At 49.8% G+C, this 16,296-nt stretch carries 13 protein-coding genes; all 13 read left to right on the forward strand.

Going from position 1 to position 16,296, the window contains the following annotated elements:
- Window positions 1-667: hypothetical protein (locus tag JRI95_11695; GenBank protein ID MBW2062208.1), on the forward strand; the 667-nt coding region annotated here is incomplete at its 5' end.
- 531 nt (window positions 668-1,198) lie between these two features.
- A complete protein-coding gene (locus JRI95_11700; protein MBW2062209.1) occupies window positions 1,199-1,633 on the forward strand; it encodes a hypothetical protein in 435 nt (144 codons plus the stop codon).
- Window positions 1,634-2,112: 479 nt separating this feature from the next.
- Window positions 2,113-2,295, forward strand: coding sequence for a hypothetical protein (locus JRI95_11705; GenBank protein MBW2062210.1), 183 nt, complete (start codon window positions 2,113-2,115; stop codon window positions 2,293-2,295).
- A 44-nt stretch (window positions 2,296-2,339) separates the two neighbouring features.
- Window positions 2,340-4,190 carry a B12-binding domain-containing radical SAM protein gene (locus JRI95_11710; protein ID MBW2062211.1) on the forward strand — a complete coding sequence of 617 codons (1,851 nt, stop codon included), beginning with the start codon at window positions 2,340-2,342 and terminating at the stop codon, window positions 4,188-4,190.
- A gap of 47 nt (window positions 4,191-4,237) precedes the next feature.
- Window positions 4,238-5,677, forward strand: coding sequence for a B12-binding domain-containing radical SAM protein (locus JRI95_11715; protein MBW2062212.1), 1,440 nt, complete (start codon window positions 4,238-4,240; stop codon window positions 5,675-5,677).
- Window positions 5,678-5,686: 9 nt separating this feature from the next.
- Window positions 5,687-6,457 (forward strand): SDR family oxidoreductase, encoded by a 771-nt coding sequence (locus tag JRI95_11720; GenBank protein ID MBW2062213.1) that lies wholly within the window; start codon window positions 5,687-5,689, stop codon window positions 6,455-6,457.
- A 148-nt stretch (window positions 6,458-6,605) separates the two neighbouring features.
- Window positions 6,606-8,063: a YcaO-like family protein gene (locus JRI95_11725; protein MBW2062214.1), complete on the forward strand. Its 1,458-nt coding sequence runs from the start codon at window positions 6,606-6,608 to the stop codon at window positions 8,061-8,063.
- A 76-nt stretch (window positions 8,064-8,139) separates the two neighbouring features.
- Window positions 8,140-9,723, forward strand: coding sequence for a B12-binding domain-containing radical SAM protein (locus JRI95_11730; protein ID MBW2062215.1), 1,584 nt, complete (start codon window positions 8,140-8,142; stop codon window positions 9,721-9,723).
- 337 nt (window positions 9,724-10,060) lie between these two features.
- On the forward strand, window positions 10,061-10,441 hold the full coding sequence (locus JRI95_11735; protein MBW2062216.1) for a CPBP family intramembrane metalloprotease: 381 nt from the start codon (window positions 10,061-10,063) through the stop codon (window positions 10,439-10,441).
- 158 nt (window positions 10,442-10,599) lie between these two features.
- Entirely contained in the window at window positions 10,600-11,052 is a 453-nt protein-coding gene (locus JRI95_11740; GenBank protein ID MBW2062217.1) for a VOC family protein, read from the forward strand.
- A 26-nt stretch (window positions 11,053-11,078) separates the two neighbouring features.
- On the forward strand, window positions 11,079-12,200 hold the full coding sequence (locus tag JRI95_11745) for an acyl-CoA dehydrogenase family protein (GenBank protein ID MBW2062218.1): 1,122 nt from the start codon (window positions 11,079-11,081) through the stop codon (window positions 12,198-12,200).
- A gap of 264 nt (window positions 12,201-12,464) precedes the next feature.
- Window positions 12,465-14,168, forward strand: a complete 1,704-nt coding sequence (locus JRI95_11750; protein ID MBW2062219.1) for an ABC transporter substrate-binding protein — start codon at window positions 12,465-12,467, stop codon at window positions 14,166-14,168.
- 279 nt (window positions 14,169-14,447) lie between these two features.
- Window positions 14,448-16,133 carry a twin-arginine translocation signal domain-containing protein gene (locus JRI95_11755; protein MBW2062220.1) on the forward strand — a complete coding sequence of 562 codons (1,686 nt, stop codon included), beginning with the start codon at window positions 14,448-14,450 and terminating at the stop codon, window positions 16,131-16,133.
- Window positions 16,134-16,296: the final 163 nt, after the last annotated feature.

Genomic DNA, 16,296 nt, shown 5'->3' on the forward strand with positions numbered 1-16,296 from the left:
CATCAAAAACTATATGACCGGCCGTGAATGGCGCACCACCCTGATCGGCCGAACCCAGATCGGCTATGACCCCAACGCGCCTATCTACCCGTACGATCCTGAGAAGGCTAAGAAGCTTCTGGTTGAGGCTGGATATGCCCAGGGTGTAAGCATACCCTTTCATTACAACGAAGCAGGACGCGGTCCGTATATGGACGCAGTCTGGGAGTACTGGCGCACGATCGGGATAAAGGTTGTGATTAAGCCCCATTCCGCGGCAGTTAACTTAAGAGGCGTCTATAACAAGAAGTCTTATGGCGTAATAGCTTGGGGAGGAGGGTATGGGCCGGACCCGGGCAACTGGTTCAGGGTCATGGTTCCATACAATGGGCTTCAGGCCATGCATCTTGCGCATCCAAAAGTTGAAGAGCTAGCCAGGAAACAATCTGTTGAATTTGCGCATCCAAAAGTTGAAGAGCTAGCCAGGAAACAATCTGTTGAATTCGACCCAAAGAAGCGGGCTGAGATCATTAAAGAACTCAATGAAATACTCTTAAGGGAAGCCTGGTTTGTTCCCAACGTTCGCAGTGTAGCAATAACGGCTGTTAATACGAAAAAATGGGTTGTTGATCAATCAAAGATGCCGTTAATCAGCCTCCCCTTTACTTATGTATCGAAGAAGAAATAAAAGCACGCTCATCTTGACAGGGAGGCAAACGAACAATTCGTAATTCCAGCCTTCGAGAACCTGGCACAGCATCGTTCGGTCGGCAGGAAACGATTTTAACCAGAAATCTTGAACTTTAATTTCTTTTTCTTTATGATGGGGCACTATCTTAAATTAGATTTTCTTTTTGTTGCCAGCGTGAAGTCAGCCATGAACTCTCACGGGAGGTGAAATACCATAACCACTGCCTTCCCTGGTAAGAATTAGGACATTTATGGACAAATAAAAAGCATTCAGAGTGAGCAGCGGCCTCAAAGCAATTAATTGACAAAAGAGACTGGCCTGGGCACGGTTAGAATTTCTTTCGATTAAACCGGCCAATCTCATGAAATGCCGCTTCAATATCCTTAAAAGTGAGGGGGTGATGTGAGCTAAACAAAGATGTAACAAATGCAGTCAAGGGTGCTTTTGGCTCAAGGGACGTCCTGTTTCTCAGAGGGGGGCATGGAAATTCACTTGTAATTTTCATTTTTAAAAGGAGAGGAAATTATTATGGCTAAAAAAAAGAAAGAAATGGCCAAAAAAAAGAAAGAAATTGAGATTGCTGTGGTAGAGGTTGTAGATTACCTGCGCATGACGGGACAATTTTTGCCAGCGCTGCGGGAGGTTGTGCAGAGGAAAATCACCGCACAAGCGGCAAAGAGGGCCAGGATGAAGATCTCAACCAGAGAGCTTCAAAAGGCAGCCGATGCATTTCGCGTTGCACATGGACTGAACAAAGCCAAGGATACAGATGAATGGTTTGAGTCGAACGGTATTTCTGTCGAAGCTTTTGAAGAGTATCTCCAAACAAATCTGCTCATTAATAAATATAAAAATAATCTGGAAAAGAAAGTCAGCAAACGTAAATACATGGAGTCCCAGATGGTTAAAGAGTCCGTTCGGGAGTTGATTTACCAGGACTGGCTCCAGAAACAAATGAAATGAGCTGAATCAGCCGGGTCTAAAGCTGTTGTTTCTTTTATTTTAGTCCCGAAATTCAATAACCGTTTCATCCTGTATCTGCAAGAACCAAGATCGGGAAAAGGCAGGATTACATCTTTTCATTGCCTGAAGGATACAGACTTAAAATGCCTGCTGTCTGTCTAAGTACTTGATTTAAATATCTTTTATTCAGAAAAGAAAATCTGCAAACAAATACTTGACAAACCGATTTGTTTTAGTGTTAAATTAGTATTAAATAATTAAATTGATTAATATGATCGAGGCGATGGCCAAGATAAAATCAAGGACCCCGAACCAATTCCAGCCGCAAAGGCTGCGCTCCTGTCTGGTAACGTCCTTCATCAGACCGCGGTGCATGGCAAGCAATTTGTGGTCAACCGGCAGGGAAGACCGGTCTCGGTCTGATTAAGTTAAGGAGTATTTTAAACTGCACAAGCAAACAAAACAGAGGAGGTAAAAAAATGCCGCGTATTAAGATCAAGGATTTGCCAAAGGAACAAAAAATCACCAAAGAAGAGTTAAAGAAGGTCTTAGGAGGCGCCAGCTTTGTTCTGGGAGCGAGCCCAAAAATCGGCGCGGTTGGTTTCGATCAGATGTTCATGAAATATGAAACTGAGAATTGCGTTGCAGGAGTGCGCGGTTAACTTCCCGTAACAGATGAGTTAAGTTTATCAGGACCTCATCAAAGATGGGTGCCAATGCCATCCTCGTGGATCTGGGTCCGATTTATTCACACGATCCAAAGAGGAATGGATTGAACGACAATCTGGGTCTGGGTTACATCAGCGCCTACTGCCGGAGTGCCGGGCATGATGTAGAAATACTGAGTCGCGGTGATTCAAGGTTCACCCTTGAAGAGATGGCTCATTATATTCTCTTCCGCGGATTCAAGGTTGTGGGTGTCAGCCTGACTCAAGAACGGGTGAACCTGGGAACATATTTTATCGAACTGCTGCGAAACAAAGGCTGTCCGGCCCATATCACACTCGGCGGCTACCTGCCCACACTTGCCCCTAAAACTACGCTTGAAGTCTTTGCAGGGGTTGACTCACTCGTGATGAACGAGGGAGAGCTGACCTTTGCGGCCCTGCTCCACGCCCTAGAAAATGACCAGCCTCTCGAGCTTCCCGGGTTAATGACCCGGGAAGCCTTGCGAGATAGAATCTATACGCCCCGGCCTCTGATTCGGGATTTAGACGCGCTTCCTTTTCCTGACCGCCCTGGCCAGACCGGCCCTTCTGAAGTTACCTGGCTGTACTCCAGCCGCGGATGCAGTTCCCACTGTACCTTTTGCAGTATTCACGTTTTCTACCAAGACTGCGGCTGGCGTCCGCGCACGGCGCGCAATGTCGTTGACGAGATCGAGTACCTGGTTAAAAACAGGGGCGTGCGAGAGATTCAGTTCTGTGATGACAACTTTCTGTGTGGCCCCAAAGGAGTTCAGCGGGCTAAAAAGATAGCCGCTGAAATTATCAAACGCAAAATCAACATTTCCTTCACCATTGAGTGCCGCCTGGAATCGGTCAGGGTGAACCTGTTCAAGCTCCTCAGAAAGGCGGGCCTTGATACGGTTTTAGTCGGGGTCGAAAGTCTCGATGACTCGTCATTGGGACTCTTCCAGAAGCCGCGGCCCAAAGGTCTGCTGGAGCGGGCCTTAAATATCCTGGACTCTCTGAAGATCCAGGCCCACCTTGGTTTCATCATGTTCAATCCTGCCAGCACCCTTGAGTCTGTGCGCCGGAATATGATGTTCTTGAAATCTAGATCCAAGCAAGGCAAGATGTCCCCCTGGGAGATGTTCCTGTGCTATACCAGTATTCTTCAGCCTAATATCGGGACGACACTGGTTCAGCAGCTATTAGGCACGTCACAGCTTGTCGAAACATCACCCCTAAAACTGGAAATGCATTTCACGCAACCGTCCCTCGAGGGCCTTTTAGAAGTCAGAAATTTCCTGCGTTATCATATTGCGAATTTTGTCTATAACGTACGTTCAATGTTTCGTACTGACCTTTATTCGCCCGAGATGGTTGAAGCCGGTGAGAAGCTTGTGGATGAATCTCATGCCTTCGGGGTCGAGATGCTGGACTACTTTTCCAAAAAATTCTGTTCGGCGTCAGGCTCTATAAGAAACGAGGTTCGTGTCCAGGAAAAACTGCTTGCCAAGCTTGACCGGATAAACGCCCACGCCGAACGTTATTTCAATAAATTCAAAAAAGCGGTAGAGTTCCGGTTTCACGGTATGAGCGAAAATGGATATGATCATCTTTACAATCCGACCACCAATCAGCAAATCGCCCTTCCTGAAAAATCGCTGGAACTCCTGCATTTCTGGCAATATCGTTGCTTCAGAACAGGCGACTCCAAAAAATACCATGGCAACGAGCCGGCGCGCCAGGCCTGTGAAGGATTGCTTACCAACGGTCTGCTGGCCAGTTCGCCAACTGGAGAGATTTTCAACGACACCGAAATCAGCCCCTTCATACTTTGGGACGCATTCGAAATGGTGCAGCAGCACACCGAACGAACTTCTGTATAAAACATGCGCTTTCGAGGTGCCAGATTGACCTCTCCCGGGAAAAAATTATGACGAGAATATTTATTAAGGACCTGGTAACTCAGAGGCAAAGTGAAGGGGAACCTCAGGTGAGGCGTTCCAGAACACGCGAGGATGATGCGCCTGACGTCACCCTGATTAACCTTAATCTGATGCTGATTAACAACGCCGGCCGTTTTGACCAGCAAAATTACATTCCTCTTGGTCTCTTGTACATTGCTGCCTTTCTGGAAAGGGAAGGTTACAATGTCGAGTTCATAGATTATCAATTGTTTTCTCATTCCAGAGAATTTGACGCCGCGCTATTTTGCCAAGCCATTGGCACCCCGGCCAGGCTTGTCGGCTTCAGCTGCATGTCAAACCTCCTCCCTTTCACCATCGTCTGTGCAGAAAAACTCAAGGAGTCTCACCCGGAGTGTAAAATCGTCCTGGGCGGCGTCGGCCCTTCGCCGGTTGCCCGGGAAATTGTTGAGGCCTTCCCATTTATTGACAGCGTCGTGGAAGGCGAGGGAGAACTCATTATGCTCGATTTCCTGCGGGAGGATATGGTTCCGCTTCCTTCCCGCCGCATCGTAAAAAATCTTGACACTCTCCCTCTGCCTGCTTACTCCTTACTGGATTTTAACCATTACGATGCTGCGCCCAGCATGATCACCTCACGCGGATGTCCCTACCGGTGTACCTTTTGCACTGAACCGCATAACTTTGGCGGGGTAGTGCGCCATCGCACCATTGATTCAGTCATTGAGGAACTGGAGCTTGTGCACTCGCTCTCAGGCTGTACCCTGTTTCTTTTTCAGGACGACATCCTGCCTCTTAACCGTTCACGCTTCAGAAAACTCTTCAAGGCCTTTGATAAGTTATCATTTCCCCTCGAGTGGAAATGTTTCTCAAGGGTAGATTTGATGGACAAAGACCTTATGCGGGAAATGGTTGACCATGGATGCATGCAGATCAGATATGGAATCGAATCCGGATCCAACAAGACGCTTAAGCGCATCAAGAAGGGATTTACGATTGAAAGAGCTTATAAGACTGCAAAAGAATCGGTTCAGTATTTCCCAAGCGTGCATGCTTCATTTATCTGGGGGTATCCATTTGAGAGTATGAGCGAATTTGAAAGGACCCTCGATTGGGTTTCAACATTCGAGGACGCCGGCGTGACAGTTCTTTTATTTGAATACAGCCCCCTGCCAGGCTCTCAACTTTACAAGGAATCTGAAGGGAAACTCAAATTTTCCAAGGAGACTTACTCCTTTTTTGTCGTAACCGGGCATGAGGAGATCAGTGAAGACGGGTTTGATGCAAAACCGCAGTCAAATCCGGTCTATCAGCTCATCAAGAAACATCCGCAAATATTTTCCGGATTTTATAAATATGAAAACACAGCCTCGTACTGGAAAAATGAACGATTGGAACAGTACAGGTTAACCGGACGAACCTCGGCCAGGAATGAATACGATCTCTAAACATACCTCATGCCAGCTGGAATAAAAAAAAGAGTAAAGAATAAAATCGTATTGGTCACGGGCGGTGGAACTGGAATCGGTCGGGCCACGGCGCGGCTTTTTGCAAAAGAAGGCGCATCCATTGTCTTGATGGGAAGAAGAAAGGCCCCGCTGACGCGTGTCTGCCGCGAAATTTCCAGAATGGGAGGAAAGGCCTTACCGATCACCGGAGACGTTACGGATGAGCAAAGCGTTCATCAGGTGATTCAAAACGCGCTCAAGGGATTCAAAAGAATTGATATTCTGGTGAACAGCGCCGGTGTGGCGGGTGAAGCCGTTCCAGTGCATGAAACCACGGATGAGGTGTGGGCGGAGCTAATTGACAGTAACCTCACCGGAAGCTTTCGTATGATTCGCGCCATTTTGCCTTTTTTTCTGGAAAAAAGGAAAGGGGTCATCGTCAATGTTGCTTCCATCGCCGCCCTGGTCGGTCTCAATCACATGGCCGCCTACAGTGCTGCCAAAGCCGGAATCGTGGCTCTGACGAGGTGTATCGCCGTGGAATACGGGCATCTGGGAATCAGGTGCAACTGCATCTGTCCAGGGACGGTGGAAACGAATATGACCAGAGATTATCTTGCCTATCCGGGCAGGTATCAGCGACTTTCCTCCACCAACCCGCTGAATCGAATCAGCCGGGCAGATGAGATCGCGCAGGGAATTCTGTATCTGGGCTCTGACGAATCTTCGTTCGTCACAGGCACGATTCTGGTGGTAGACGGGGGGTATACCGCGCATTAAGGGTTTTCTGAAACCGCAACCATGTCTTGAAGCGTCTAACCCGTCTGGCCTCACCCCTGAAGGACTCATGAAGGTTAATTTCGGGAGCTTGCAAATCCAATGAAGCCATTGCCTGCTATGAAGCGATACAAAAACAGGGACGTTTGCCATGGCCAGGATTAATATTCGGGACCTGCCTTCCCAGGCGTCCACAGGCCGGTTTCCCCAGAAAACAGGTGCTGTCACCCTGCGCTCCCGGTCTTATACCTTCCGTGAAAACGGTCATAGAATTGTCAACCCAAAACAGACGATTCAGCGCATGCGCACCGTCCTGCGGCGCAACCGGATCAGGTTCTCCTTCCAGAGGGTCAGGCCTGAAGCGCGAAATAGGCTGGATAAGCATTTCTTCGTGCATAAGGTTTCGTCAGACTGCCTGTATGACAATTTTGGAAAGGATTACGCCCTGGGCAAAGGGCTGACCTCCGAGCAGTCAGTGGTGAGCGGCCTGTGCGAACTCATCGAGCGTTTTTCCGCCCTTTTGCGTCCTGAGGATCAATTCCTGCGTGCGTCTACTCATGAGATTGAAAAACAGGGAAGGCCAATCCTTCACCCGCGCCTCATGGGACTGCCCGGACCGGACCTGATTGCAAGGAAAAAGCTTGACCCTTTTGATGAGGGACGCTCCATTGACTGGACCGCGGGCTGGCATTTAATCCACCATAAGCCGGCACTGGTACCCACCGGCTTTTCGCATCTTTTTCCGTACAATGCAGACGGCGCTCCCAACCGGCTGGTTGAAAACCGGCCCAACGGCCTGGCAGCGGGTAATTGCCTGGAAGAGGCAATTCTCCAGGGAATCCTCGAACTGGTGGAGAGGGACGCTCAGGCCATTTTCATCTGGAATCAGCTTCCCATGCCTGAAATTGACCCGGCCACCCTGCCCCGCAAAAAGAACCCGGCGCTTCTTCAAGCCCTCATGGCAGTGCAAGCCAGCGGTCTCAAGTTGATTTTAAAAGACATCACCTCAGATATTGGAATTCCCACCATCTACGCCTTTGGGATTGACGAGTCAGAAAAGGGACCGGCCTTTCAGTGGGGTGTCGGCGCCCACCTCGAGCCGGCCATCGCCGTGTCGCGTGCCTTGACCGAACTTATTCAGGTACGGACGATACTCACAAGATTTAAAAAAGCCATGCCCAGGAACATTGAAGAACACTATTCGCAAAGATGGCTTCTGGATCATGAGGAGGCTTTTCGTACCCTGAGGTTTTGTCATCTGGACGCCTGGGAATCTGTGCGTTATATTACCCGAGCGCGCCAGACGATTTCCTTAAAGGAGATGGACGACCTTTCCCACCAGGACCTTCTGGCGGAAATCCGGTGCTGCCTTGAACGAATCACCGCAGCGGGATTGACCGATGTGATTGTAGTCAATCATACCCGGGCCGGCCTTGATTTCCCGGTGGTAAGAATCCTCATCCCGGGAATGGAGTTCATTCCCTGGGTTGATTACGATATCCAAAATCCTGCAGGCCGTCGGCTGGCGATTGTACCGCCGGCGCTGCATTACCGCCCCTCTATTGATTACGTCTTTGGCAGCGGCAGAGAAAGCAATCTTCTTCTCTGAATGATCGAATCGCTCATGAAGGCGAGGCCTAGATGCTGAGATAGCAAACAGACACCGGCCAATTTGGGATAAAAACATGAAAATTTTACTGCTTCAAAACAGCCCGTTTGTCACTCATCGTTCCTGGAACTATCTGGAACACCTTGGGCTTGGTTTCCTGGAAAAAGTCCTGAGAGATCATGACTTTCTCGTGGATGTTTTCGATGCGACCTGGAATTGGGACGATGTGGGAACGGCAGTTAAGAGAGCGCGGCCACCCCACGATCCTTATGACCTTTTAGGATTTTCCGTCAACCGCTCCAACTTTACGGCCACAGCAGAAACGATAAAAAAACTCAGAGCCAGGGGCTTTAAAGGACATATCGTCCTGGGCGGTTATTTCCCGACCTTTCATTTTGAAAAGATACTGCGCCACTTCCCTGAAATTGACTCGATCGTTCTCGGGCACGGAGAAAATACCTTCCTCAGGCTTTGTCAGAATCTTCGAGACAGCAAGTCTGCGGAAGATATCCCGGGCCTGGCGTTTCGTTCAAATCAAAAAGATATTCATTTCAGTCCAAATTTCGAAACAGAGGCCTTCTTAAGTACAGTGGGTATCCCCGTCCACCGCCCCCGATACGGCGTGGCCAGAATGATTACCAGCCGTGGATGCTATTGGAGGTGCAGCTTTTGCTGTATCAATGCGTTCGACCGGTATAATTTCAAAACAAAACATTACCGCCGCAAACTGGATGAGGTTCTGGAAGAGGTTGACCTGCTGGTTAATCACCATCAGGTAAATCACATCTGGTTTTCAGATATGGAATTCATCGGCCGGGATCAAGATTTTATTCGGGATTTTTGTGATCATATAATCAAAAAGAGATACAACCTCACGTTTGAAGCGGATTGCCGCGTTGATTCCCTGAACGAACCTCTTGTCAAAAAGCTTTCCAAAGCCGGATTTGCGGCCTTATTTCTGGGTGTGGAAAGTTTTGCCGACCGCCAAACCGATGACTATAATAAATTCAAAAAAGATTTTAATAAAAATGACATCTTCAAAACCGTTGCCATGCTCAAGAAATACGATATCACCCCCCGGTTTGGGTTTATCATGTTTGACAAGAACACCACTTGCGACGAACTCCGGCTCAATCATGAGGTCATATCCACCACGGTTGGATACGGTACTTTGGACGGCCTGGCCAACAAACTGGCCGTGCTGCCAGGAACAAAAATTGAATCCGAATATATAAAAGACAGCGATCACTGCTTTCAGGTGGCGATCAATAAGAATAATCGTCTCAAACCTCACCTCTATTACATGCAATATGAGTTTCAGGATCCGCAGGTCAGATTTTTATATGAAGTCAGTTTTTCATATCGCAATAAGATCATCCGCCTCCAGGAGTTATTCGATTCCCATTTAAAAAAAGGGAGTTTGTCGTATGGCAAGCATACAGCCATCCTCTGGGATCTGCGTGACCTCTTCAAGCCGATCTTTGACCGGTTACTCTCCCTGATTAAAGACGCCAGTCCGCCGTTTCATTTTCCAGATAAGTTAAGGCATGAACTGGATGATATCCTGGTGGACTACTGCGCTCAGTTCGGGCTCTCTCCAAAGGCCATTCGAGATATCCTTGAGGAGGAGTACCGGAACCCTGGCATGCCGCACCCATGAAAATACTTCTTCAAGGATTATATTTGAACTAGGATGACAAACACACGATTTGGTAGGCTAAGGATTCAGCTTTTTACATTTCTTTTTTTAATATTCATTTTTTTTACTCAATGATTTATCCAACATCTTTATCCACAATTACATTTCGTGGTTACTTATTGACTACATCTTCGTAAAACTCGTCCCGATATCTTTAATCTTTATCCTCATCAAATATAAATATGCTGAATTTTCTGATTTCGGCCTGAAAGGGTTATCGTCCGAAACATTCATCTTCTATACGGCACTGCTGTGCTTCACGGGAGTCGTCATAGACCAGGTTGGGTGGCGGTTTTTTATGAGCATCCTGCCTCAGACGCAATTAGGCACGTGGCCAAAAATTGAAAATCCAGTACTTGATAAGATTGATCTTTCCCTGGGCCTCATATTGGTCGGTCTTGTTGAAGAGATAATTTTCAGAGGTCTCTGCGTCAGGCTTTTGAGGAAATATTTTTCAAGCGTGTGGGTTGTTTTTTTTCTTTCTTCATTGATCTTTGGTTTAATCCACTGGTCCTTGGGTTTGCACGCCATCATTACCACTGCCTTGTGGGGCATCCTGCCTCTAATGGTTATGTGGAAGACCGGCTCGGTAATCCCGTCAATCGTGGCGCATATTGTTACGAATGTAATCTCCTTTTCCGGCGTGACCCCTGAGCATTGGTTTCATTTTTTACCCTGAGCAAAAATGAGCAGCTCTTAAAGAGAAAGAACTTCTTGACATTGCTGTTCCATTGCCTTCCAGTCAGTCTGGGGAGATATTTTTAGATGATTGACAGGAGAGACCGTATTTCATACCCTATCATACTAACGAATACCGAAAAAAGGAGGCTAGAGACAATGGAAAGTCATAAGAGTCCAGCGCTTCAGTTGGAAACAGTTGATCAAATCAGTGTGGCGGTAAAGGACATTGATAAAGTCATTGAGGCCTGGTCAGCGATGTTCGGCATCGGTCCCTGGACGTTTACTGAAATTGGCGGCACCGACGCCAAAGGCCGGACCTGGAAAGCCAGGATGGCCTTCGCCTATCTGGGTCCGGTCCAGATCGAGCTGGTACAGCCCACGGAAGGCCGCATCTTCCAGTCCCGCTTCCTGGATACATTCGGGGATGGCTTGCATCACCTCGGTTTTTACGTGGACGATGTGGACAAGGAGGCCTCAAAACTTGTGGCAGACGGCGCCAAGCTCCTGATCACTGATCCAGGTCGGTTTGCCTACCTGGACTGCGGGGGACCTGGCGGCGTTATTTTTGAACTCATGAAAAGGCCCGACCCGCAGGAGTCTCAGGGTTAACAGGTTTGATAGCCATGGCGACTGCCATGACAGGGAAGCTTTTGGCCCTCAGGGATGAGGTCGTCCATTTTGCTGAAGAGCATATTGCCACTCGACCTGATTTAAGCACTGCCTCTGAATTTCCCTGGGACATCTGGCAGGCCATGGGCAGGGCCGGACTTTTAGGTTTGGGGCTGCCTGAAGAATACAGCGGCCGGGGCGGAGGTTATCTTGCCGTGGCTGTGGCCGGTGAAACCCTGGTCCGCAGCGGCGGCAGCATGGGCCTGGCCCTGTCCGTGGTTATCCACCACGTTGTCTCTCAATTCCTTATCCTGGGCTTTGGAAGCAGCCGCCAGCGCCGGGAATATCTCCCTGCCATGGCTGCCGGCCGCATGACCGGCTGCCTGGCTCTATCTGAACCTGAAACCGGCGCCCACCCCAGGCACATCAAGACCACGGCGGTCCGGGAAGGTGACTTTTACCGCCTTGACGGGGAAAAAACTTACCTCACCAACGGCCCTATCGCCGACGTGTTCGTGGTCATGGCCGTGACCGGCGTTGAAGGCGACAGGAAGCGCCTGACTACCTTTCTGGTACCCAAAGACACACCAGGGTTGGCTCAAACAAAACCAATGCGTCTCGATTTCCTCCGGCCTTCTCCCCACGGGGGGATAAAACTGGACAGTGTGAAAGTTCCGGGTGCAAACATCCTGGGCCAGGAAGGCCAGGCCTTTGAAACAATAGGCAAGCCGTTCCGCGAGGTCGAGGACGCCCTGCTGATGGGTCCCCTGACCGGAGGCGCGGCCCGGCAGCTGGAGCTTGTCGCCAGCCTGATCAATCAACAAGAAATCCGTCCCACTGACGAACTCAAGGCAAGCCTGGGAAACCTTCAGGCTGTGATCCACACGCTCAGGGTCATGGCCTATGAGGCCAGCCAGATGCTAGACGATCCATTCAGCCACCCGGAGTTCCAGTCTCTCCTCCTCCTTGGCCGAGACTTCAGCCAGCGGTTCCAGTCCGAACTTGAGGCCCTTATCGCCAGCTCCGGCATTAAGCTCACATCCGAATTAAGCTCGCTCACTAAAGACCTGACTCTCTCCGGAGGCCTCGCTAAAAACGTCGCCTTGATTAAGCAGATGAACATGGGTCAGGCCTTGTTGAAGGGATAGTTCAGGACAGCGGAACAGTGCTTGACATTCACGGCTTTATACTGCTAATCTTTGATATTATTATTTCGAGCTGAATGAGACATAACTATACGCCTGGTACTTAAAAAAACTTTTAACCAGCGACCTTATGGCTGGAATGTTGTTGCGCTTTGCGGATAATAATTAACCATAGAGCTTTCAAACCTCAACTTAAAGCCTCGGGATGAAATGATCTTCCACGTCAAACCCTTACCATGAACCCTAATTCCAAAAGGAGGAAAGAAAATGGGCAAGAAATCCGAGGGATTAAATCGAAGGGAGTTTCTGGAACTAGCCGCTGTCGGCGCCACGGGCGCGGCAGGCCTCGGTCTGGGAGCGCCGTCTGCCTTTGCCGCCACGCCCAAGCGGGGCGGGACCCTTACCTGCGGCATGGCCTGGCTGATCCAGACCCCAGACCCGCACCGGCGCACCGGCACCTGGGCGCGACAGTTCTCGGCCTTGTCTTATGAAGGCCTGACCACCCCGACTTCCATAGGGGAGCGGCTCAGGATCATTAGGGAGAAAGGGCCGGACGCGGTCCCGGAAGTCAAGCCCATGCTGGCCGATAGCTGGGAGATCGAAAAAGGCGGGACCCGGTACGTCTTTCATCTCAAAAAAAACGTCCTGTTTCACAACTACAAGGAATTCGGGTCAGAGGATGTGAAATGGAGCTGGGAGCGCATTAAAGACCCGGTACACCGGTGCGCCTCCCGGAAGTTGTTGGCCCTGTATTTGAAGAGCGTCGAGACTCCTGATAAATACACGGTCGTGGCCAATCTGGAAAGACCTTACGCCGCCTTCCTTATTGCCAACGCCTGGTGCAACACCTGCATCCTTCCGAAAGACTCAATACCCAAAGGAGCTATCTGGGGTGAAACCCCAACCTTCAAGCCCCCGACCATTGCTCCTATGGGAACCGGCCCCTTCCAGACGGTCTCATACCAGCAGAAACGTGAGCACGTCTTCGAGGCCTTCAGGGACTATCGCGTCAAAGGGCTGCCTTATCTGGACAAGATCGTTTACAAGGTCATCAGCAAGGACGTGCCCCGGACCATGGCCGTGCGCGCCGGAAATGTGGACTATGCTTACGGGGCAGAGCCAAACTGGACGATCAAGGTTTTAAAAGGAAGAAAGAATTGGCTTAATCAACCCATAACCCTGAAAAAGGAAGGGCTAGTACTCTTCCCTCGCCTGAATGGGACTACCCTGACTATTTACTTGAACGCCCATGATCAGAAGGACACGCCCTTTAAGGACGTGCGGGTCCGCCAGGCCTTGGACTACTGCATTGACCGGGCAACGCTGGCTAAAACGCTTTACGACATCCTGGTTGTACCCATGGGCCAGGGCTTCCATCCGGACATTTCGCCCTGGGGTTATAAGGACATCAAACCAAAGCAGCGGGACATCGAGAAGGCCAAGAAGCTGCTCAAAGAGGCCGGATACCCGAACGGCCTGGACGTGGAGTTCAAGATCACGCCCACCTGGGGTAAAAACGACCTCATGGCCCAGATTGTTCAGCAGATGGCCAAACCGGCCGGCTTCCGCATCAAGATCACGCCTCAACTCGGATTAGCATACTGGACTAATCTCCGCCAATATTCTTACCAGATGTTTGTCTTTACCTTAGCCAAAGAAGACCCCATGAATTTTTACTATCCATATCTGCACACCGATCCGGCCAAGCCCTATCTCGGGTATTCTCCTTCTCTCGGCGTCAAAGACCCGATCATGGATAAGCTCCTCGATGATATGGCCGGGGAAACGGACCTGATCAAGAGAAAGGCCAAGTTTAAGAAGGTGGTCTTGAGGTCCAATGAGCAGTCTTACTTCTTGCCTTATCAGATGAACTGTGGGTCCAACGTCTGGACCACCAAGTTGAAAAACTTCAAGCCGTGGAATTATTTTTACCCGGAAGAGGGATTCCAAGAGGCCTGGCTTGAAAGATAGAGGGTCTATTATTAAGTAAGCTGACCGGCCATTGGGTTCCCTTTAGAGAGCGAGACCAATGGCCTGAACATAACCTGGCAGCGCCAGGAGCGGGAAAGGAGGTGTCGTCTGCTGTTAAAATTGTGAGCGTTTTTAAGAATAATTTCAGTAATTAGGGCTTAACTAATTCGAAGTAAGGTCAAGACACGTTTTACGCTTTAAATTCCATGTCTGAAATATCCACTGTGCTTGGGAAAGGGTTATTAATTAATTAACCACACTAAGAAGGAGGATGTTAAAATGACCAAGGAGAAAAAAGGTTTAACGCGAAGAGATTTTCTGGAACTAAGCGCCGCAGGCGGGGCAGCCCTGACCCTGGGCGGGCCGTCTGCCTTTGCGGCCACGCCCAAACGGGGCGGGACGTTGACTGTGGGCATAGGGCTGCTGATGCAGACGCCGGACCCCCAGCGGTACGGCGGAGGCTGGGCGCGCCCCCACAACGCTCTTCTTTATGAAGGTTTGACTACCCCGACTTCCCGGGCCAAACGGCTCAGGGCCATGAAGGAAAAACGTTCTGTGGGCGATGTCCAGCCCATGCTGGCCGATAGCTGGGAGATAGAAAAAGGCGGGCAGCGGTATGTCTTTCACATCAAGAAAGGCGTAAAGTTCCACAATGGCAAGGAATTGGATTCCGGAGATGTCAAATGGTCCTGGGAGCGCATTAAAGATCCAATTCACCGATGCCACGCTCGGAAATTACTGACGCTCTTTCTTGAGTCCGCGGAGGCCCCGGACCGGTACACGGTTGTGGCCAACCTATCCAGACCATACGGCGGGTTCCTCATGGCCAACGCCTGGTGCAATGCTCCCATCCTTCCCAAGGGCTGCATACCTCAAGGCGCGATCTGGGGTGAGACACCGTCCTTTAAACCCCCTACCCCCGGACCTCCAGGGACCGGGCCTTTCGTACTGACGAAACATCAGCAAAAGTATGAGGCGCATTATACGGCCTTTAAGGATTACCGTATACCTGGTCTGCCTTACCTGGACAAGGTTATTTCTAAGGTTATTAGCAAGGATTCCCCGCGGACCATGGCCTTCAGGGCCGGTAACATAGACTACATTCGGGGGATTGAACCAAAGTGGCTGGCCAAGGTTATGAAAGGTAAAGAACTATACAAACCGATCCATCTGGAGAAGGAAGGATTAGTTATTTATTCCAGCGTGGGTGTTATGGCCCCCCACACCATCTACCTGAACTCACATCCCACACTCGGAAACTCTCCCTTCAAGGACGTCAAAGTCCGCCAGGCCTTTGACTTTTGCCTGGACCGGGAAAAACTAGCCCGCGCGCTTTACGGCGATCTGGCGTATCCCATAGGCCAGCCTTTCCATCCCGATGCCGCTCCCTGGGGTTTTAAAGATCTTACTTATCGCAAAAGAGATATTGAAAAAGCCAAGAAGCTGCTTAAAGAGGCAGGATACCCGAATGGACTTGACGTGGTCTTCAGGTTCACGCCGACGTGGGGTTTTCAGGACCTCGTGGCCCAGATCGTGCAACAGATGACCAAGCCGGCCGGTTTTCGCATGAAGCTGGTGCCTGAGATTGGAGTGCAGTACTGGCTGCATCTTCGTAAGAGGGACTACCATATGCAGTTTTATCACATGGGTAAGGAAGACCCCATGGATTTTGTTTACCCCTGGCTGCACACCGATCCGGCCAAACCCTGGGACGGCTTTGCCCCCTGCGGCATAAAAGAACCGGACCTGGATAAGATCCTTGATGACATGGCTGCTGAATCTGACTTTGTAAAAAGAAAGGCGATCTTTAAAAAGATAATTCAAAGATTTCAAGATCAAGCTTATTTGATTCCTCTGCTGTCACCGGTTGGCGCAAGCGGATGGACCGATAAGCTCAAAAATTTCAACCCAGAGGAGTACTTCCACCCGTTCGAGGCCTTTCGCGAGGCCTGGCTTGAAGGCTAGGGTGGATTATTAAACGGACCGGCCATTGGGTTCCCTCAGGAGAGCGAAACCAATGGCCTGAACATAACCTGGCAGCGCCAGGAGCCAAAAAGAACGTATTTATGCCATTTACTTTAAAAATCCCCCCTACCCCCCCTTTATTACTCATCTTTACCCACAAGAG

The sequence above is a fragment of the Deltaproteobacteria bacterium genome, assembly GCA_019308995.1.
Lineage (GTDB): Bacteria > Desulfobacterota > Desulfarculia > Adiutricales > JAFDHD01 > JAFDHD01.